This is a genomic window from Paenarthrobacter ureafaciens (assembly GCF_004028095.1).
GTDB classification, from domain to species: domain Bacteria; phylum Actinomycetota; class Actinomycetes; order Actinomycetales; family Micrococcaceae; genus Arthrobacter; species Arthrobacter ureafaciens.
Genome location: NZ_SBHM01000007.1, coordinates 1,013,870 through 1,032,037, shown reverse-complemented (window position 1 = coordinate 1,032,037; position 18,168 = coordinate 1,013,870). Strand labels below are relative to the sequence as shown.

Sequence of the window (18,168 nt, the reverse complement as noted above, 5' to 3'; positions counted from 1 at the left end):
CAGCTCCCACCTTTTGTTTTGCTTCCCGTTGTTTTTTCTTCGACCCCGAAAGGTCCCAGCCATGGCTGTTGGTGTTTTCGATTTGTTCTCCGTGGGTATTGGTCCGTCGAGTTCGCATACGGTGGGTCCGATGCGGGCTGGGGCGGTGTTTGCGCGGGAGCTTCGTGATTCCGGTGTTCTGTCTTCTGTGGCGGGGTTGCGGGTGGATTTGTATGGTTCTTTGGCTGCGACGGGTAAGGGTCATGGCACCTTTACGGCTACGTTGCTGGGTTTGGAGGGGTTTGAGCCGGAGTTGATCCTGCCCGGTGAGGTGGAGGAGCGTCTTGCTGCGATCGCGGAGACGGGCATGCTGAACCTGGCCGGGGCTTCGGGTGAGGGTGTGCTGTTGCCGTATGCCGTGGGGGATATGGTGTTGCATCCGTTGACGGTGTTGCCTCGGCATACGAACGGGATGAAGTTCGCTGTTACCGATGCCGGGGGGAACGTGCTGAGGGAGGCGACGTTTTTCTCGGTCGGTGGCGGGTTCATTGTTCGTGAGGGCGAGGAGGACGCGGCGCGGGCTGAGTTGGAGGAGTCCAAGGCGGAGTTGCCGTTGCCGTTCCGGACCGCTGCGGAGTTGCTGGGCCGGTGCTCGTCCAAGGGGCTGGGGATCAGCGACATCATGCTGGTCAATGAGCGGGCGTCCCGGTCCGAGGAGGAGATCCGGGAGGGTTTGCTGCATATCTGGTCGGTGATGGAGGCCTGTGTTGAAACGTCGCTCAAGCGCGAGGGTGTGCTGCCCGGGGGACTGAGGGTCCGCCGTCGTGCTCCTGATTGGTTGGAGCGGTTGTTGAAGGAGGACAAGGACCGGAACGATCCGAAGTATTGGCAGGAGTGGGTGAACCTGATCGCGTTGGCGGTCAATGAGGAGAACGCTTCCGGTGGGCGGGTGGTCACTGCTCCGACCAATGGTGCTGCCGGGATCATTCCTGCGGTGTTGTATTACGCGTTGCATTATGCCCCGGGGATGGATCAGGCCACGCAGGCGGACCGGGATGATGTGGTGGTGCGGTTCTTGCTCGCTGCCGGTGCGGTGGGTGTGTTGTATAAGGAGCAGGCCTCGATTTCCGGTGCGGAGGTTGGGTGTCAGGGTGAGGTGGGTTCGGCGTCGTCGATGGCTGCTGCGGGGTTGGCTGAGGTGATGGGTGGTTCCCCGGCTCAGGTGGAGAACGCTGCGGAGATCGCGATGGAGCATAATCTGGGGTTGACGTGTGATCCGATCGGGGGGTTGGTGCAGATCCCGTGTATTGAGCGGAACGCGATCGCTGCGGCGAAGGCGATCAACGCCGCGAAGATGGCGTTGTGGGGTGATGGCACGCACCGGGTTTCCCTTGATGAAGTCATCGTGACCATGCGTGAGACGGGTAAGGACATGTCCCACAAATACAAAGAAACCGCGATGGGCGGCCTCGCCGTCAACGTCGTCGAATGCTGAAAATCGATCACAAAGGAAATTCCATGACCCTGGCACCTGAAGGCCGTAAGTTGCTGCGCGTTGAGCAGCGTAACGCGGCGGTCCCGGTTGAGCGTAAGCCTGAGTGGATCAAAGCGAAGGTCCAGATGGGCCCTGAGTTTGTTGGGTTGAAGAACCTGGTGAAGAAGGAAGGCCTGCACACGGTGTGTGAGGAGGCCGGGTGCCCGAACATTTTCGAGTGCTGGGAAGACAAGGAAGCGACGTTCCTGATCGGCGGGTCCGAATGCACGCGGCGCTGTGATTTCTGCCAGATCGATACCGGCAAACCCTCCCCGCTGGACCGCTTCGAACCCACCAAAGTGGCCAGGAGTGTGCAGGCGATGCAGCTGCGCTACGCGACCGTGACCGGCGTGGCCCGTGATGACCTCGAGGACGAGGGCGTGTGGCTGTACGCCGAAACGGTCCGGAAGATCCACGAACTGAACCCCGGCACCGGGGTGGAACTGCTGATCCCGGACTTCTCCGGCAAACCCGAACACATCGCCGCGATCTGTGAGTCCAAGCCCGAGGTGTTCGCGCACAACGTCGAGACCGTGCCCCGGATTTTCAAGCGGATCCGTCCGGCGTTCCGGTACGAGCGTTCCCTGGACGTGATCACCCAAGGCCGGGATCTGGGCATGGTGACCAAGTCCAACCTGATCCTGGGCATGGGCGAGACCCGCGAGGAAATCTCCGAAGCCCTCCGGGACCTCCACGATGCCGGGTGTGACCTGATCACCATCACCCAGTACCTGCGCCCCTCCGAGCGGCACCTGCCCGTGGACCGGTGGGTCAAGCCCCAGGAATTCGTGGACCTCCAGCACGAGGCCGAAGAGATCGGCTTCCTCGGCGTCATGTCCGGGCCCCTGGTCCGCTCCTCCTACCGCGCCGGGCGCCTCTGGGCCACCGCGATGCGGAAGAAAGGATGGGCCATCCCCGAAGGCCTGGCCCACATCGAATCCTCCGGCACCACCCGCCAGGAAGCCTCCACCATCCTCGCCGCCCACGGCTAACTGATTATCAGCCAGCACAAAGGACTCACCATGCTTGCCACCCGCGTTGAAATCATCCCTACCGATGGCATCGTTGACGTGGTCAACAGTGCGCTGCCGGCCGGTTCGACGGTCAGCATCACTTGCCTGCCCCACCACGGAGTCGAATCCACCGTGAGGACGGCGATCAAGCTGAGCGAGCTGGGCTTCGTGGCCGTTCCGCATATCGCCGCCAAGTGCGTGGAAAGCCGGGAGCACTTGTCCGGGATCCTCGATGATTGTGCGGCGGCAGGGATCACGGAAATGTTTGCGATCGGAGGTGACGCCCCGCGAGCAGCGGGCGCCTACTCCACCGGCGTCGAACTTGTGCGTGACATTGCGGAACTGAGCGGCGGGTCGATGTCGGTGGGCGTCGCGGGCTACCCGGAAGGCCACCCGACCATCAATGGCCTGCAGCTGATGGATGCGTTGCTGGAGAAACAGGAGTTTGCCGGCAAGATCGTCACCCAGATGTGTTTCTCGGCGGAGACCATCCACAATTACGTCGCCCTGCTCCGCAAGGAGGGCGTGACCCTTCCCGTCCACGCCGGAGTTGCTGGTGCAGTTCCGAAAGCGAAGCTCATCTCCCTGGCAAGCAGGATTGGAGTGGGCGCCTCGCTCAAGTTCCTCAGCCGCAAGGGACCTCTTGCCCGCAAGCTCATCCTGGGCGAAAGATACGCACCCGACGCCCTGATTCAGGAGCTGGCTGCCCGGCCGGGTGTTGAAGGCATCCAGTTGTACACGTTCAATTCGCTCGAGGCGCTGCCGCAATAGGGCGCGCTCGAAGCCGGCGCAATGCCTGAAGTGATTGGCACGTGGGTCAGCCGGCGCGAGGTCGCGGCTTGCTGATTCGTAGATGGGGAGCGCCCCCGTGGGGGGACGCCGCGGGGATCGGCGCATGCTTATCTCGCTGAAGGTTTGCGAGACGTTAATCGACGCTTCAAGGTGCAGTAAGGGGATCCTTTACCGGACAGGAATCACGGGCCTCTGCAAAGCTACGACGTCTTTCAATAACCGATCATTGGCCTAGGAGACTGCTTGGAGCCCTGGTCGGTCCTTAGTGGCTCCGGACCTCTTATCAGCAAACACCCTAGGTGATGCCGGTCGCGGCCAAGGCGTCCAGCTGCCGGCTCAGGTCCTGCTTGGCCGTCGAGAGCCGCGTATCCGACCTCCGTGCGTGCACCGTACCGAAAGTCGCTCCTGTGACGGTCCTCTTTGTCGCGCGTTTTGGCATAACTTCAGGTACAGAACGATTTCGGGTGTGGTGCTGATTTGGGATGTCCGTTTTCGAAGTCGGCTGCACGGATGTCCAAAGTCGCCTGCCCAGGGTGTCCGGAAAAAAGGCTTATACGCTACACCGTTTTCACGTCCCACCTCCTTGGAACCCGAACACAGCGGGACACACCCCGAAAATCCGATCTGTCGGTGCCCTATGCCTTTCGAGGTGGGTTGCGGAAAGCATAGGGCAGTTCTAGGGGTTCACGGTTTCGGAGGGGAACAGGAACGACCTCTGCGGTTGCCAGAGGTTGATACGCCATGTATTCGTCCGAGTAGGTCGCGGAATAATTGGCGGGTATCCAAGGCAGGTTCTTGGGGCCGAGCTTCACCGAGAGTTGGTGTCGGTCTAGAGGTTCGTCGCTGTACGCACGGAACAGTCCTCCGGAGTGCTCGATGGCATCAGGGCCAAGGAACCGCCCAATGTCGGGCACAAGCCGAGGACCGGCCCAGACCCACCACACGGGGTAGGGCTGAAAGCCAACCCATTGTGTGGGAGGCAAGTAGATGAGGGGCACCCGGGTCATGTCTTGGCGGTTATCTAACTCAGCCCAGGCGTACGTCGCTCGGAGTTCGGAGGCCACGGTGAGGAAGAAACTTCGCACGGCGGCCCTGAATGCTTCATCTGCTAAGGCCGGCTCGTCCACGGCCAGGATGATCCGTGTGAAGGGGTTGCCCCACTGAAGTTCGTGACTGCTGATGGACCCGTAGGTCACCGGGGAAGGATTTTTGTAGTAAAGGCTCCAGTCATTGATCTCGCTGTTGTAGTACTCAGTGATGAATCCTTCGGCGCCGGCCGTATCAAACCGCCCTTGGAGGGGTTCATATTTGCCAAAACGCACCGGCACAGCTTGCGGCAGAAGCTCTTGGGCCATCTGAAGGTAGCGTGCGAGAAAGTCTTCCGGCAGCTCGTCCTCGGGGAGGAGCCAGCTCACCCAAACAGAGTTGACTGCGCGTTTCTCCTTCGCTGCTGACGGAGTTCTCGCTACACGGGGCTTGGGCCACACTTCATCAGTCTGCTCATCCACGGCCACCCCATGGCAGGCTTTCGCGAGTTTCTTCGCGAAGCGGACACCGTGCGGGATCTCCGTTTCTTGGGTTCCTTCAACCAGAATCTGGAACATCGTGGCTGCGTCAGATAGCACCGCAGCGACTTCCTCGGGCACATCCTCAACTTCCACGGTGAACGGACCGTCAACGGTGAAGCTGTAGTCCCGCTTCACACCGCGAAGCACCACCACACCGGTGTCGTTGCTATTGGCTGGATCCACGTGGAAGCCACGGGTGTTTCCGACAAGCAAAGCCACCTCTTCGATAGTGGGAGACCCCGGGCAATAGACGGTCAAGTCATAGGACATGCTCAAACTCTTCTTCCTCGCGGGGACACATTTCCGTCGAAGCGTGAGGGACCGTCATTGGCGGGTGCCCTTTGCGTGCTCCCAGCCTAAGCGAAGGACTGCCAGCTTGCTCGACACCGCGAAGGCGACGTCAGCACCGACTGTCTGTGAAGGAACAGACCGTCACGGACGTGGCGGCCGGGGTGTGGGAATGAAAGTGACCCTGACCGTAGGCCACCGGCGAACAAAGCCACGTCGGAGGCCGAAGGTGAGACATATTTGGAGGCCAAAGCATCCGCCGTTCCAGTGGGAGTCCTCCCGAGTCACCTGCCCGTGCTGTGTTTCCCCCGCGGCAGATGTCCCACATCCTTGGAAGTGGGACGCCCTTGCCGGACATTCCGAAAGGATGCGACACGCCTCAGGATTTCATCCCAAAACTATGCTCTCCAAAACGTCCCACCAGAACCGTACAAAGCAATCTTCGGTACAGTCGATGCGTGGATATTGGGTATGCCCGGGCCTCGACCGCCAAGCAGGATGACCACTCACCAGCCCACTGCGAAGATATACACTCACGCCATGAGTCCCTGGTTCAAGAAATCAACAGCAGCGTCGCCCCTAGCTGAAGCGCCCGTGTATTTCGTGTCGGCGTCTACCCCCATAAAAGCCTCACGCGAGTTGATCTGGGACCTCATCAAACCGGCGGAGAAAGCACCACTCCTTTCGCCGGAAACTGTGTGTGGCTTTCGTGCTCCTGACGTGGAGGGCCTCGGTGAGATCCAGGTATTTATCTCGGTGGTTGCCGGCGTTGAGCACGTGTCTGTTGTGGAAGTTATGGAGGAGATTCCTGGGGAAATGGCAATCACCCGCAACATAGGGGACGAAGATCCAGCAGCCCGACTGCGTTACACCCTGCACAGCGCGGACGACGGCACATCAGTTTTCGAAATCGGGAAGTACTTCACGCTGCCGCCCGACGAATCCGAAAATCTAGCCAAGTATGAGAGGAACTACGAATTCCTGAGCCAACAGTATGTCGAACGCGTGAAGACGCTCCTCGAGTAGCCCAGTCGTCCGCTAGCGGATGCCCGACCGAACGCTAGACAACTTTTATGTACGTAGAAGTGTGTCGTGGACCGAAACGTGCTCGCCGACCCTCACGATCAACTCGCCGGCCATTCCTTCCCAGCGGGACCAGACGTGGAACTCAATGACGCCGCGCTCGTCCCGGACACGGACCTTCACGGGGGTCTCTCGTTCAAGAACGAGGCGCACCTCGTCACCGAGAGCCAGCGGATGCTCGCTGACCCAGCGATCTCGTCCCAAGTAAGCGTCACGGTGCTTCCGTCGTTCGCCCACGCCACTAGGGAGACCACCCAAGGCTGATCAGACGTCTCGACACCAACCCCGACATCACTCAGGTCTTCAAGCCTTGGAACTTCCAGCTGGGCACTCATAACCACTTGCTGCCATACCAGCCCGCCGCACAGACCCGGGCCAGCTACACGTTAAAGGATCCCTCACCGGGCGCGTGCTACAGATCAGCAGCGGCCCCGTGCGAAGTAAGGATCGTGCCGTCCGAGACCAGTGCAACGCGGATGGATGCAGCCTGGAGGTCGATTATGCCGAGGTCCCCTTCAACGGTGTAGTGGTCTCCCTCGATGATGAGTGAGTCGATATTGCCGTAGTCAACTGACCCGACAGGGTCACGCGAAGGCCGGGAACTGAGCTGACCCGTCCAGGTCAAATCTGTTACACCATCGAACACCAGCACCCCCTTGCGGTAGCAGTAGTGCTCTCCGCGGCGTGCCGGGGCATAAGAGGGGTGTTCGTCGGTCAGTACGAACTCCGCGGTGATGACAAGCTGCCCTCGACTTGCATTGATGTCCAATACCCAGCTGTCTTCCAGGTAGAAGCCCCTAAGAACTTCATGCTCAAAGTACTTTCCCAACCTCGGCCTCCCTACCCGCCATGTCCGATGAATCGCGTGGCCCGGTCAACTGTAGCGCTGGGTGCAAGGCAGAGGACACGTAAAGCGATCCCTCACCGGACAAATACAGGGTTGCCGTCGGCCCCATGTGCTTGTATTGCGGTGTGCCAATTCTTCCGAACACCGATGATTCATTGCTATTACGTACTGCCTTTGCGGATAAGGCAGCTTGGATTGGAGCAATGTCGGCGGCCACATCGCCGGATGAAGACGGGTTCCGTGCCTACGTTCGAGTTGTTGATGACAAGGGGTGGGACGGCGTCGGTTGGGAGGATTTGCGGGAAGCGGTGGCTTCCACCACGAGCCAAGCCTCTGTTCTCTTTGTTGTGGACGATATAGCGTTGGATCCTCCTTATCCCATCCTGGTTGTTGATCTTGTGGAAGACCGAGCTCCGTTCCGTTGCATTGCCATCGAGTTAGGCAGCGTGGAAAACAACTTGAACATTGCCAATATGGACTGGGAGGACTTTACCGGGTGCACTGACGCCAATGGCGTTTTCAATGGCTTTGTTGACTGACACGTACCGCTGCGTTCGGTGCATAGAATGGCAGGCAAGCCCGGTTGAGGATCCCTCTGCGTTCGTCTGGTTACTCTCACTTGTATGGATGCTCTGTATCAACCGAATGCAACAGGCCTCGATGCCTTGGACGAACTCGACCACGTCGACTGGAACCGACTGCAGCACGCGTACGGAAAAGGCGTCGTTTCCCTGGAGGGCTCCAACGCGTCACTCAGCATTGCCGGCGACGTAGCGCGATCTTTAGCTGCGCTTCGAGTCGACCCTTCCTTCGCAATCGGTGATGGGCTCTACTCCAACGTCTGCCACCAGGGCACGGTCTATGAAGCAACCGCCTATGCAATCCCCTTTATCGCAGCAGTTGCCGCTGGTGATGTCCCAGACTCGATCCGCGTACCCTTGCTGGCGCTCTTGGGCGATATCTCTATCGGAGGAAGCTACGTGGCTCCTCACGGGTCTCACTCCGGTGCTTACGGAGATCAGGTAGGCGTCCTCGTCACTGAATCGCTCGCCACCTCGATGAGACGCTTTACAACGCTCCGAACGCCCGAGCTTGTGGCGCTGGTCCAAGCGATCCGGTCGCTTCTTGATCAATCAACCGACGCACACCGCGAGGCGGTTGAGTCCGCCATCGACTCTGCACTCAAGCTCGCTCAGCAGTAGAAGCGGCGCCCGTAAGCCGGTCGATAACCGCGCCGGCTGAGCATGCCGACTGGTCCCGCAAGGTTAGGGTCGAGGCCACGTACGTAAGACCCGCACGATGAAATGCACGATGAAGGGGCCGTAAACGCTACACCTCTCGTCGACCGGAGATGAAGGCACGCATGCGGTCACTTGCCTCGGAAAGTGAACGTTTGCGGGACGTTGGTGTCGGTCCGTCGGGAGTCTCTGCAGGCGAACCCGAACCTTCGGATACCGGGGAACACCTCTGCGGCCTGGCTAGTCATCTCACCGGGAGATCAGAGTCCCGTATCGAGGCATATCAGACCCCACTCCGCCCCATACCCCTCAGGCTCCGCCCGCACCCTCAATGAAGGACGCGGCTGCCGCCGTAACTTCCTTCGCCCGGTCCTCCCGAATCGCAGTCAGTGGAGTGTCCTCGTCGAGCAACGGGTTCCCGCCGATGAACCAGCCTCGGGCAATGTGTTCTCCTTCGGCCTGCTCCAGCGATGTCCACAAGCGGTGTGCCAGCTGCAGACGTCGGGTGAAATCGGTGCTTGGTTTCGGACCGTTTGGCTTTGCCCACCGGATCGGCTGCTTGCGATCCTTTGATCCGGTCAGCGCTGCGACGAGCGTGGAGCCTAGGGCATCGTTTAGTGCCTTAACGACTTGGTGGATGTCCATGCGGGCTGTCGCGCCGTGAATCTGGGTCTCAGTGAGTGTCGCCATACACTCAATCTACACCTGAAATACACCCGTGAATATTGATGTAGCGAATCTTGCGTTGAGCCCAGCCCTGCATTCCTCGAACACCAGCGCAGTTTTGGCTCAAGGCTCGCACAATGTTGGCGCAGTCGCGTGAGCAGTCGCCCGAAACGAGGCCGCAGGTCAGATAAATAGCCATCGCTAAAGCGCGCCCTCATCCGGCGCCCAGGCTTTTGCCCGCGCGCATGTCCCATGAATCGCGAAAATTCCCAAGATGGCAACGAATTCCGGCCATGATCAACAAGAAGCCCACGCGTCCGGCAGGGCCAAAATACCCCGCGAACCAAGTAGTCGTCAGTCAAAAAACCGAGTACTCGCCGCGCAAACCAACGTATTCCTGAACCATCGTTCAGGCGAAAAACAGGCGTACATCCGAGTGTGGCACCGCATGGGAAGCAACCTGAACTATTGGGGACATCGCTTCATCCGGGCAAAGGAACCGGATGGTGGGGGTTGCGACGCGGCTCCCCGGACTGCAGATGAACCAAGGAGCCAAATCATGCGCAAGCTTTCCAAGAAGAGCCGTATCACCGCTGCCGTTGCAGGTGTTGCCCTGGTCGCCGTCGGCGGCGGTGCGGCATACGCCTACTGGACCACGACGGGCTCCGGCAACGGCACCGCCACAAACTCAGCCGGCGGAGGCACCATAACACTCTTCGCGACGTTCGACGGCGGCCTCGCGCCGGGCAACCAGGTGGACGTCGCCTACACCGCGACCAACTCGATGACCTCGAGCACTAAGGTCGGTGAGCTGACTCCTACTGTTTCCACTGACAAGGCTGGCTGCCTTCCCGGATGGTTCACGGCCACCGCAGAAACGTCCAACACCCTTGTAGCTGCGGGTGCTACCTCGTCCGTCGGCGCCGGCACCCTGACCTTCAACGACAGCGAGGACAACCAGGACGCCTGCAAAGGCGCAGTAGTGACGGTCAGCGTCACCAGCAAGTAGCGGCCTCAGGTCGGGGACTGACCAACGACGGCGGTCCCCGGCCGGCTGCCTGCCCCCAGTTCCTAACACCCGGCCCGTCCGAAAAGAGCTTCTTCCATGGACCCCACGCAAGAGCGCCGCAGGCCTTTCCTCCGAGGTGGAATGCCGCTCCGCGCCGTGATCCTCGCCGTGCTCGTGGCACTTGTCCCTGTCACGGCTTTGGCGGCCAACGGACAGCAAACCGGCCAAGGCAACCCGGGCAAGGAAGCCAAGGGAATCGCGGTGACCTTGTCGCCGTCGAGCCGGAGTACGGACCAAGGGCTGGCTGTCACCTACACGGCGTCCGCCGCCTCCAAGGGAGGCTTCGCTGGTCCGGTGACGTTCGGCGTCGTGGGCTTGCCGGCAGGAGCAACAGCCGCGTGGTCGCCGTCGTCGGTCAACCTCACGTCCGGCAGCACCGCCCAGGCGACGTTGACCGTAACCACCGCACCCAGCACTCCGGCAGGCAAGACCGACTTCACCATCACCGGGACCGGCGGAGGTATGCAATCCACGGCGTCGGCGCAGTTGAACGTTCAGGAGGTCAAGCGGAACTTCGGGGTGACAGGCACCGTCAACGGTTTCCTGGCTCCGGGGACTTCCCAGCCAATAGAGCTGCAGATTTCCAACCCCATCGGCAAGAGCATCGCTGTGACCAATTTGTCGGTCGCGATCAGCCAGGTGGTCCGTACCCCGCAGGCTGTGGCGGCGAACCTGCCGTGCACCACGGCGGATTACGCGCTGACCCAGTTCAGCGGCACCTATCCGTTCACGGCCCCGGCCGGCTCCAGCAGCCTGTCCGGGTTGGGCATAGCCCAAAGCAAGTGGCCGCACATCAGGATGCTGGACACCCAGCTGCTTCAGGACGGTTGCAAAGGCGCCACCCTCCACTTCACGTACTCGGGGATGGGGCAGGGAAACTGACATGAACATCTCCCGCATACACCGGATTCGCCAGGGCAAACCAGCCCGTCCAGGCAGGCTCGCCCGCACGGCAGCCGCCACCACGGCCCTCTGCCTCCTGGGCGGCGTCGGCTCGGCGTACGCCTACTGGACCGCGGCCGGTTTGGGCAGTGGATCGGCGACCAACGGCACCATGCAGACCGTCACGGTGGACGCACTCGTCCCGGGCGATACCCTGCAAACCAGCCTCGTGCCGGGCGGATCGGCCGACGTCGTCCTCCGCATCACCAACCCGAACCCGCACGGCGTCGCTATCCACAGCGTGACCGCCAACGGGCCCATAGCCGCCGACGGCGCACACCCGGGCTGCGCCCCAACAGGTGTGACGTTCACGCCGGCCCAAATGACGTCCACGGCAATCGCTGCGAACACTTCCGTGCTTCTCACCCTGCCCGGCGCTGCAAGCATGAGCACGGCATCACCCTCCGCCTGCCAAGGCGCGCAATTCACCATCCCCGTCACGCTGGAGGTGCGGAAGTGAACCGGCATCGTCGTTCCGACCGAGTCAGCATGGGCGGCTGGAACCGCCTTTTCGTGGTGGCGTTGGGCATTCTTTTGGTTTCCTGGAGCGGCCCTGCGGCAAGCGCATTCTGGAGCTCGGTCAGCAGCAACGGCGCTGCGGCCAAATCCGACGCGCTGGCGCAGGGCTCAAAGCCGTCCACCAGCGTGACCGGCACCAACGTGTCGGTCACCTGGGCGGCCAGTACGACGGCGGCAGGCAGGTCCGTGACCGGCTACAGCATTGCGCGCTACGGCGCTGCGAGCGGCGGAACCCGTGTGCCTGCCACAGGTGCGTGCGCCGGGCCTGTCACGTCCTTGGCATGCGTGGAGGCCAATGTTCCCGCAGGGACTTGGTACTACACCGTCACGCCCATGCTTGCCCTGTGGCAGGGGCAGGAGAGTGCGCGAAGCGCGGGGAACCTCGTGGATACAACTGCCCCTGATGCGCCGTTGTTGACGGTTCCTGCATACGTCAATAAAGAAACAGCGAACAAGGTGCCTGTGGATGTTTCCGCAGAACCGGGATCTTCGGTGACGCTGACCGTCACCGGAACAGGCGCATCACCCATGACCCGGACCATAACGGGTGCTACCGGCACTCCTGCAACTGTGGTCTTGGATCTGAGTGCTTTCGCCGACGGGACCCTCAGCTTCTCCGCTCAAGCTACGGATGCTGCAGGCAACACTGGTCCGGCGGCTGCTGCCACGTCATTCAAGGACGTTGTGGCTCCTACAGTGAAGGACGTTCAACTGGTCAACGGTGGGGGTCCCAGCGGAACCGGCAAGATTGAGTCGAACGATTCCGTGGTGATTACCTTCTCGGAACCGTTGAGCGGAGCCAGCATCTGCGGTTCGTGGACGGAGAGCGAAAACTCAAAGACCTTGAGCGGTCTTACGGTCAATGTCTCTCCCGACAATGAACTCACGGTCTCCGGTGCCGCATGCCCCACACTACGCTTCGGCAAGGTGGCCCTGGGCGGTACCTACTACCAGTCGGGCACTCTCAGTTACAGCGGCTCGAGCCTGGAGTGGAATCCGGCTACGAAGAAGCTCAGTGTCACTCTGGGGGCGACGGTCACTGGAAGTCCAAAGAATGGCAGCCAAACGGCTGGTGTGGCGAACTTTGCCCCAGCGCAGGGCCTGACGGATGAGGCCGGTAATCCACTGGTATCAGGTTCAGCCACTTGGGCGACGTCCCGTTTCTAGGGTGTGTTGCTAAGCTTGGCTCCCGCCCACGCCTAGCCGGAAGCAGTAAATGGGTAATAGTTTACGCATAACCGGGCGTTATGGGTAAACTATTACCCATGGGACGTCGAGAGCTAGGCCTTACCCGCGCGGCCGAGGATGCTATTGTCGTGCTAGGGCAGCAAATTCGGATGGCACGCGCTGCACGAGGGATGACGGCCGAACACCTCGCTGGCACAGCAGGCATTACGCGGAAAACTCTAGCGGCCATCGAGCGCGGAAACGCTGCGAGCAGCATCGGCAACGTATTCAACGTTGCATCGATCGTTGGCGTGCCACTCTTCGGGGTCGACGACCCAAGCCAACTCATTGCGCTCCGCCGACGAGGCGAAGAACGGCTCGCGTTGCTTCCCGCACGTGTCGACAAGAAGCGAAGGGACAACGACGATGGCCTCGACTTCTGACATCTACGTGTGGGTATGGCTACCCAAAGCGGACACGCCGGTGCCCGCCGGCCGTTTTCGAGAGGGTGCGCCTGGCCAGTTTTTCTTCGACTACGGTCGGCGGTACTTGGAGCGACCCAGCGCCGTATCGCTGGCACCAGCCCTATGACAGGAATGGGACAAAGCGGAACAACCTATCTGACCTGATCGCCGCCCGCAGCCTCTATGACCTGACCAAGGACCAAGCAAGCAGTATCGTTGCCCGAATCGAAGACGCCATTCGTGAGCACTGGGCAGAGGCTGCGGACTTCGGAAGGCTCACCAGCGCCGACAGGCGTCTCCTGTGGGGGCGTCAGTTTCTCAATCCCGGCACCCTCTATGGTTTCCGGGACCGGTGAGGTTCGTCCAAGCGCAACGTCCGTGACTACGCCCACTATCCGCCTGCCTAACGCAAGGTGACCAACCGCCCGGGCGTAACCTAGGAAGCGGACGCCAGTGCCGCCGTCGTACGTTTGATCCTGCGACGAAAGGCGAGCCGCTCTTTGAAGGCTGTAGCGGAAATGTTCACGATGGGCCCGTCGAACAAGGACCATCACCCGGCCATCCGTTGCGCTGTAGGCGTGTTCGTCCCCCTCATTACGTTGACGCTGCTGGGGCGGCTGGACTTGGCCGTGTTCGCGTCGTTCGGTGCGTTCACGGGCATCTATGGGCGCAATGAGCCGCATAGCGTGCGCTTCCGTAGCCAACTCCGGGCCGGAAGCTTCATGCTTTTGGTCATCCTTTTCGCCACCCTGACGGCCCGGGTCGCGCAGACTCTGGGGGTCGATGGAACCGCGTATTCGTGGCTCCTGACGGCTGCGACCACCTTGGTTGCCGGCCTCTGCTCCGTTGTGGTGGCAGCTTGGCGGCTTCGCCCCGGCGGCTCTCTCTTTCACATCTTCGCCTTCGCCGCGATTGCCTCCATCCTCGCGCAGCCGCCGCTGTGGGAAGCGATGCTTGTGGCCATGCTTACCACGCTCCTTAGCCTGCTGATCGGCATGTCATCCCGCATCCTCAAGAGCCATCGAACTCCATGGAAGCGGCCGCCCCGCATCCGTCACACCGCTCTGGAACGCCGCGCGATCTGGCTCGAAGGCGGCGGCTACCTGGTGGCCGCGGGACTCGCCGGAACCATTGCCACGTTGGTAGGGGAGAGGCTCGGTTTTGGCCACAGTTACTGGGCGATGGTTGCGGCCGTCGTTCCTTTGGTGGGGCACTCGACGCGCCACAGGATCAGCCGGGGTTTCCAAAGAGTCGCCGGCACAGTGATCGGCCTGCTGCTGATGGCCGCCATCCTCTGGCTGAATCCGGCGCCGTGGGGGATGGTCCTGGTGATCGCGGCATGCCAGTTCGGCGCCGAACTTTTCATCGCGCGGCAGTATTTTGTGGCGCAGGTCTTCGTTACGCCGTTGGCATTGATCGCCACCCTCTTGGCTGCCCCGGTGGACCCGGGCCTGCTGCTACGGGACCGGATCGTGGAGACAGTGATCGGCGCCGTCATTGGCGTAGCCGTCGTGGTGGCCCCGGCAGCCTGGCGGCGGCTGCGCTCGTAGCGCCACCAGATCGGCAGCACCCCTGAGGTCTGCTGGGCGCACCGACCCGAACCTGCATGCTCGTCATTTCATAAGTTTCCTTAGTAGTACCATAGTACTTAGACAGCCAAGCTACTCGTCTAACGAAGGAATGGTCCATGACTGCGGATGTCGTGAAGGAAGGATATTGGTACGGCAATCAAACTGTTGCCGTCGAAGTCCTGAATGCCCTGCGGGATTATCGATCAGCCGAGGCCGCCATGCGTCGGCGAACCCGCTCCTCCATGGGCATGGGTGAAACGGATCTTCTGGCTTTGCGCTACCTCCTGGAATACGAGCGCGCGGGCAGGATGGTCGGACCCAAGGAACTCGCCACGCGGCTGGGGATCACCTCTGCCTCCATGACCAGCCTGGTGGACCGCATGGTGAAGTCGGGTCACGTCGTGCGCGAGCCGCACCCTACCGATCGTCGCGCCTTGGTACTGAGGCCGACGTCGGACTCTGACGAGGAGGTTCGCAAGACTCTCAGCGGCATGCACCGGCGAATGATGGACGTCGCGGCGTCCCTCAGTCGTGGCGAGGCCGTGGTGGTGGTCGACTTCCTGAAGCGAATGCGGGAAGCGATCGATGGGATTGAGCAACATTGACCACCCGGCTGGACTTAAGTAGTAAGTACACATATAACTAGATATCCAAGATACTTATTCGAGATTGTGGGAGATGACATGACAGTCGTTGCAAGGGAGGAAGCTCCCGCAAACGAAATGTCCTGCGAAAGCGGGTTCCGGATGGACATTGAGGCCACGGATCCCGTGAACGGTGTCTCCAAATGACAGCCATCATTCCTGCAGCCGGTCCTCTGGGATCGGGCACCCTGCCGTCGAGCCTGCATCACGAAGCGATGGGCTCGAATGTGCCGGTGGCAAGCGGTCATGACAGCTTGCTGGGTGGCCGGTACAGCCTGGGACGATGGCTCGGAGGTGGCTCCGAGGCCCACGTCTACGAGGCTTTGGACGCCCGTGCAGGTTCGGTGGTGGCCGTGAAGGTCTTCCGCGAAACGGGCCGGGTCCGTGGTGGAGCTTTCGAACGCGAACTCGAAATCCACAAGCGGTTGCGGAACAAGAACATTGTGCGTCTCCGGGACTCGGGCAGCCTCATAGCCGACGGCGAGCCCCACCACTATGTGGTGATGGACTTGGTGAACGGGCAGGACCTGCGCGCCGTCCTCCGGGAAGCACCCGCAGGCTCCGGCACGACAGCTGCTTGGATGACCGATATTGCAAACGCCCTGGCATACCTGCACCGACGCGGGATTGTGCACAACGACGTCAAGCCCGGCAACATCATGGTCCCGGGTCACGCTGGAACTGGTCCCGCCATGCTGACTGATTTCGGTGTCGCGATCAGTCCGGCACACACGGCAAGGAGTTCGTCCTCCGGGACGCCCCACTACATGAGTCCCGAAGCGGTGTGCGGAGAAGTTCCCACCGCTGCAAGTGACATCTATTCCCTGGGATTGGTGACCCTTGAGTGCCTCACGGGCACCAAGGCATTCCCGGGCCCCCCGCTGGAGTCCATGGTTGCCAGGACTCTGAGCGAACCCCGAGTTCCCGGTACGGTGCGGCGGCGCTGGTCCATGGCATTGCATGCCATGACAGACCCCGATCCGGCCGGTAGGCCGTCTGCAAAGCAAGTCGCCGGCATGTTCCGGCGGCTCCGCTGGCAGGGCTAAACCAAGGTCCTCCCAGGCGCGCACGTGGACGCCGGGAAGGACCAAAGCACTAGAGAAAGAAGAAAAATGGGAATCTTTGGATGGATCATTCTGGGCCTGATCGCCGGTGCCATCGCCAAGGCCATCAAGCCTGGCAAGCAGGGCGGCGGCATTCTTGCGACTCTCCTGCTCGGAATCGTTGGTGCCGTCCTCGGTGGATGGATCGGCAGCGTCCTGTTCAACGTGGGCATCAACGAGTTCTGGTCGCTTTCCACGTGGTTGCTCGCTATCGGCGGTGCACTGATCGTCCTCATCATCTGGGGACTGCTCACCCGCAAGCGGGCCTAGCGTCCTGAGCCTGAAGGTCCCGCGCCGTCTGTTTTCGCAGACGGGGCGGGGCCTTTTGCATGCCCGGGGTCTTCCGGGAAGGTCTCAGTCACCGGTCACAATCCGCGCGCAAGATCACGCCCCGCCCACCCGGTTTACGCTGCTTCTGAAAAGCACCTTCAAGACTCCAAGGGCAGCCATGACCTTCTCTTCAGCAGCCACCGCCGCTACGCCTCCCATTCGGAAACAGCGGAGCGAACTTTCTGCGGCCGGCACCGCTCTCGGAGCCCTCGGCATGGCCGCTGCGGTAGGCGTCTTTGCCGCCCTCCTTCACGTGCTATCGGAGGTTTCGCCCCGCATCGGCCCGGTTTTCGAAGGGTGGTGCGGCAGCGTCGACGGTTCCCCTCTGGATGCCGTGCGCTGGTTCCTCGGGGACATGACCGAGCCACTGTTCTTCAAGTCCGATCTGGCCGCAGCAGGTCTTCTGACCGGCGCCGTCATTGCATGGTGGGCGGGCCGCCGTCGGAAACGCTGGGCAGGGGAGTTGAGCTACGGAACGGGCCTATGGCCCTGGGTCTTCGCATCTGCTGCGCTGAGTCTCGCCTTGTCCAACGCAGCCTTCGGGTGGATGCTCGACGGCGGATGGCAGCCGACGTTTGTTCCTTTCGTTTGCGTCGCACCCGCCATGGTCCTGGTGTACGGGGGCGGCTGGCGGTCGTGCCTGACCGGAGCGGTGCTTGGGGCGGCCACCACAACCCCGCTTGCCCTCTTGCTGATCCCCACAGTCTCGGCCCCGCTGGGGCTTCCGGCATTGGTGGCCAACGTCCTGGCGATGGCTGTGGGTTCTGCGGTGTCGTTCGCCGTCGCGCGGAAGCTTCCGTGGCTGGCTCCGCGAGCCGTTGAGCGGCGCAAGACGACGACGCAAACCGGCAATCCGGCGTCGGGCCCCTCCTGGAAGAGCGACACCTTCTGGGCCGCACGGCGCGTCCTGAAAGACTTCACGGAAACGCACTTCTTTGCCAACGAACTCGCCAGTGCAGGCGTGATCCTGGGTGTGGGCGCAGCGTTCGCCTTGAACCCGGGCCTGCCCTCCTACGGCTCGAACCTGCTTCCCGGGATCCTCTTTGCGCAGGCGCTGACATCCGCGTTCGGAGTAGTGCTGTGGCGGGAGTGGTTCCGCGACGGCGGTTGGGCAGCTACGTACGCGTCCGTGGTGTCCGTCGCCCCGGCGGCAGTACTGGCCTTCAACGGATCATGGACATCCATCATCGGCGGGGCGCTGCTGGGAGCCTTAGTGGCGCCGCCCGTTGCGCGCGGCATCACCACGCGACTGCCTCCCGGTTACCACCCCGTCATTGCCAACACCGCCGCCATGGCAATATCGACGGCGGTTGCGTTGCCGGTTCTGGGGCTGCTGCCGCACTGACGGTGT

General features: G+C 61.6%; 20 protein-coding genes. 16 read left to right on the top strand and 4 right to left on the bottom strand.

All coding sequences use genetic code 11. From position 1 onward, the window contains the following. Window positions 1-61 precede the first annotated feature (61 nt). From AUR_RS09035 to AUR_RS09025, 3 genes are read left to right on the top strand one after another with little or no spacing between them, the layout of a single operon-like run. Window positions 62-1,474 (top strand): L-serine ammonia-lyase, encoded by a 1,413-nt coding sequence (locus tag AUR_RS09035; protein WP_062098538.1) that lies wholly within the window; start codon window positions 62-64, stop codon window positions 1,472-1,474. Window positions 1,475-1,497: 23 nt separating this feature from the next. After that, a complete protein-coding gene (gene lipA / locus AUR_RS09030) occupies window positions 1,498-2,505 on the top strand; it encodes a lipoyl synthase (protein ID WP_128397121.1) in 1,008 nt (335 codons plus the stop codon). A gap of 30 nt (window positions 2,506-2,535) precedes the next feature. Beyond that, complete coding sequence (locus AUR_RS09025) at window positions 2,536-3,297, top strand: methylenetetrahydrofolate reductase (protein WP_062098536.1); 762 nt, start codon at window positions 2,536-2,538, stop codon at window positions 3,295-3,297. Window positions 3,298-3,953: 656 nt separating this feature from the next. Here the strand turns inward: AUR_RS09025 and AUR_RS09020 are convergent. Then, entirely contained in the window at window positions 3,954-5,156 is a 1,203-nt protein-coding gene (locus AUR_RS09020; RefSeq protein WP_062098534.1) for a hypothetical protein, read from the bottom strand. A gap of 558 nt (window positions 5,157-5,714) precedes the next feature. On the opposite strand from AUR_RS09020, the gene AUR_RS09015 reads away from it, so the two are divergent. Further along, window positions 5,715-6,200 (top strand): SRPBCC family protein, encoded by a 486-nt coding sequence (locus tag AUR_RS09015; protein ID WP_128397120.1) that lies wholly within the window; start codon window positions 5,715-5,717, stop codon window positions 6,198-6,200. A 45-nt stretch (window positions 6,201-6,245) separates the two neighbouring features. Here the strand turns inward: AUR_RS09015 and AUR_RS09010 are convergent, their stop codons facing one another. Together AUR_RS09010 and AUR_RS09005 are read right to left on the bottom strand one after the other, a co-directional pair. Further along, complete coding sequence (locus AUR_RS09010) at window positions 6,246-6,494, bottom strand: hypothetical protein (RefSeq protein WP_128397119.1); 249 nt, start codon at window positions 6,492-6,494, stop codon at window positions 6,246-6,248. A 175-nt stretch (window positions 6,495-6,669) separates the two neighbouring features. Beyond that, complete coding sequence (locus AUR_RS09005; protein ID WP_062098528.1) at window positions 6,670-7,086, bottom strand: hypothetical protein; 417 nt, start codon at window positions 7,084-7,086, stop codon at window positions 6,670-6,672. Window positions 7,087-7,229: 143 nt separating this feature from the next. On the opposite strand from AUR_RS09005, the gene AUR_RS09000 reads away from it, so the two are divergent. Beyond that, window positions 7,230-7,643, top strand: coding sequence for a DUF6924 domain-containing protein (locus tag AUR_RS09000; protein ID WP_062098526.1), 414 nt, complete (start codon window positions 7,230-7,232; stop codon window positions 7,641-7,643). A gap of 84 nt (window positions 7,644-7,727) precedes the next feature. Beyond that, entirely contained in the window at window positions 7,728-8,306 is a 579-nt protein-coding gene (locus tag AUR_RS08995) for a hypothetical protein (protein ID WP_062098519.1), read from the top strand. A gap of 345 nt (window positions 8,307-8,651) precedes the next feature. Here AUR_RS08995 and AUR_RS08990 read toward each other — a convergent pair whose 3' ends face one another. Continuing rightward, window positions 8,652-9,032, bottom strand: a complete 381-nt coding sequence (locus tag AUR_RS08990) for a hypothetical protein (protein WP_128397118.1) — start codon at window positions 9,030-9,032, stop codon at window positions 8,652-8,654. A gap of 535 nt (window positions 9,033-9,567) precedes the next feature. Between AUR_RS08990 and AUR_RS08985 the strand changes: the two genes are divergently transcribed. From AUR_RS08985 to AUR_RS08940, 10 genes are all read left to right on the top strand, one after another. Next, window positions 9,568-10,017 (top strand): hypothetical protein, encoded by a 450-nt coding sequence (locus tag AUR_RS08985; protein ID WP_062098515.1) that lies wholly within the window; start codon window positions 9,568-9,570, stop codon window positions 10,015-10,017. 96 nt (window positions 10,018-10,113) lie between these two features. After that, window positions 10,114-10,959, top strand: a complete 846-nt coding sequence (locus AUR_RS08980; protein WP_062098513.1) for a COG1470 family protein — start codon at window positions 10,114-10,116, stop codon at window positions 10,957-10,959. 1 nt (window position 10,960) lies between these two features. Then, complete coding sequence (locus AUR_RS08975) at window positions 10,961-11,479, top strand: hypothetical protein (RefSeq protein WP_062098511.1); 519 nt, start codon at window positions 10,961-10,963, stop codon at window positions 11,477-11,479. Window positions 11,480-11,508: 29 nt separating this feature from the next. Beyond that, a complete protein-coding gene (locus AUR_RS08970; RefSeq protein ID WP_062098509.1) occupies window positions 11,509-12,705 on the top strand; it encodes a hypothetical protein in 1,197 nt (398 codons plus the stop codon). Between the two features lie 80 nt (window positions 12,706-12,785). After that, window positions 12,786-13,148, top strand: coding sequence for a helix-turn-helix transcriptional regulator (locus AUR_RS20825; RefSeq protein ID WP_306293988.1), 363 nt, complete (start codon window positions 12,786-12,788; stop codon window positions 13,146-13,148). Between the two features lie 539 nt (window positions 13,149-13,687). Beyond that, complete coding sequence (locus AUR_RS08960) at window positions 13,688-14,719, top strand: FUSC family protein (protein WP_241650892.1); 1,032 nt, start codon at window positions 13,688-13,690, stop codon at window positions 14,717-14,719. Between the two features lie 137 nt (window positions 14,720-14,856). Next, window positions 14,857-15,345, top strand: a complete 489-nt coding sequence (locus AUR_RS08955) for a MarR family winged helix-turn-helix transcriptional regulator (RefSeq protein ID WP_062098504.1) — start codon at window positions 14,857-14,859, stop codon at window positions 15,343-15,345. A gap of 182 nt (window positions 15,346-15,527) precedes the next feature. Beyond that, window positions 15,528-16,430 (top strand): serine/threonine-protein kinase, encoded by a 903-nt coding sequence (locus AUR_RS08950; protein ID WP_021472935.1) that lies wholly within the window; start codon window positions 15,528-15,530, stop codon window positions 16,428-16,430. 66 nt (window positions 16,431-16,496) lie between these two features. Then, window positions 16,497-16,757 carry a GlsB/YeaQ/YmgE family stress response membrane protein gene (locus AUR_RS08945; RefSeq protein WP_021472936.1) on the top strand — a complete coding sequence of 87 codons (261 nt, stop codon included), beginning with the start codon at window positions 16,497-16,499 and terminating at the stop codon, window positions 16,755-16,757. Window positions 16,758-16,935: 178 nt separating this feature from the next. Beyond that, on the top strand, window positions 16,936-18,162 hold the full coding sequence (locus AUR_RS08940) for a hypothetical protein (RefSeq protein WP_062098502.1): 1,227 nt from the start codon (window positions 16,936-16,938) through the stop codon (window positions 18,160-18,162). The last annotated feature ends 6 nt before the right edge of the window (window positions 18,163-18,168 follow it).

Excerpts from the sequence above, each read along its gene's own strand:
- AUR_RS09035 (WP_062098538.1), top strand. The coding sequence starts at position 62 with ATGGCTGTTGGTGTTTTCGATTTGTTCTCCGTGGGTATTGGTCCGTCG.
- lipA (WP_128397121.1), top strand. The coding sequence starts at position 1,498 with ATGACCCTGGCACCTGAAGGCCGTAAGTTGCTGCGCGTTGAGCAGCGT.
- AUR_RS09025 (WP_062098536.1), top strand. The coding sequence starts at position 2,536 with ATGCTTGCCACCCGCGTTGAAATCATCCCTACCGATGGCATCGTTGAC.
- AUR_RS09020 (WP_062098534.1), bottom strand. The coding sequence starts at position 5,156 with ATGTCCTATGACTTGACCGTCTATTGCCCGGGGTCTCCCACTATCGAA.
- AUR_RS09015 (WP_128397120.1), top strand. The coding sequence starts at position 5,715 with ATGAGTCCCTGGTTCAAGAAATCAACAGCAGCGTCGCCCCTAGCTGAA.
- AUR_RS08995 (WP_062098519.1), top strand. The coding sequence starts at position 7,728 with ATGGATGCTCTGTATCAACCGAATGCAACAGGCCTCGATGCCTTGGAC.
- AUR_RS08990 (WP_128397118.1), bottom strand. The coding sequence starts at position 9,032 with ATGGCGACACTCACTGAGACCCAGATTCACGGCGCGACAGCCCGCATG.
- AUR_RS08985 (WP_062098515.1), top strand. The coding sequence starts at position 9,568 with ATGCGCAAGCTTTCCAAGAAGAGCCGTATCACCGCTGCCGTTGCAGGT.
- AUR_RS08980 (WP_062098513.1), top strand. The coding sequence starts at position 10,114 with ATGGACCCCACGCAAGAGCGCCGCAGGCCTTTCCTCCGAGGTGGAATG.
- AUR_RS08975 (WP_062098511.1), top strand. The coding sequence starts at position 10,961 with ATGAACATCTCCCGCATACACCGGATTCGCCAGGGCAAACCAGCCCGT.
- AUR_RS08970 (WP_062098509.1), top strand. The coding sequence starts at position 11,509 with ATGGGCGGCTGGAACCGCCTTTTCGTGGTGGCGTTGGGCATTCTTTTG.
- AUR_RS20825 (WP_306293988.1), top strand. The coding sequence starts at position 12,786 with ATGGGTAAACTATTACCCATGGGACGTCGAGAGCTAGGCCTTACCCGC.
- AUR_RS08960 (WP_241650892.1), top strand. The coding sequence starts at position 13,688 with ATGTTCACGATGGGCCCGTCGAACAAGGACCATCACCCGGCCATCCGT.
- AUR_RS08955 (WP_062098504.1), top strand. The coding sequence starts at position 14,857 with ATGACTGCGGATGTCGTGAAGGAAGGATATTGGTACGGCAATCAAACT.
- AUR_RS08950 (WP_021472935.1), top strand. The coding sequence starts at position 15,528 with ATGACAGCCATCATTCCTGCAGCCGGTCCTCTGGGATCGGGCACCCTG.
- AUR_RS08945 (WP_021472936.1), top strand. The coding sequence starts at position 16,497 with ATGGGAATCTTTGGATGGATCATTCTGGGCCTGATCGCCGGTGCCATC.
- AUR_RS08940 (WP_062098502.1), top strand. The coding sequence starts at position 16,936 with ATGACCTTCTCTTCAGCAGCCACCGCCGCTACGCCTCCCATTCGGAAA.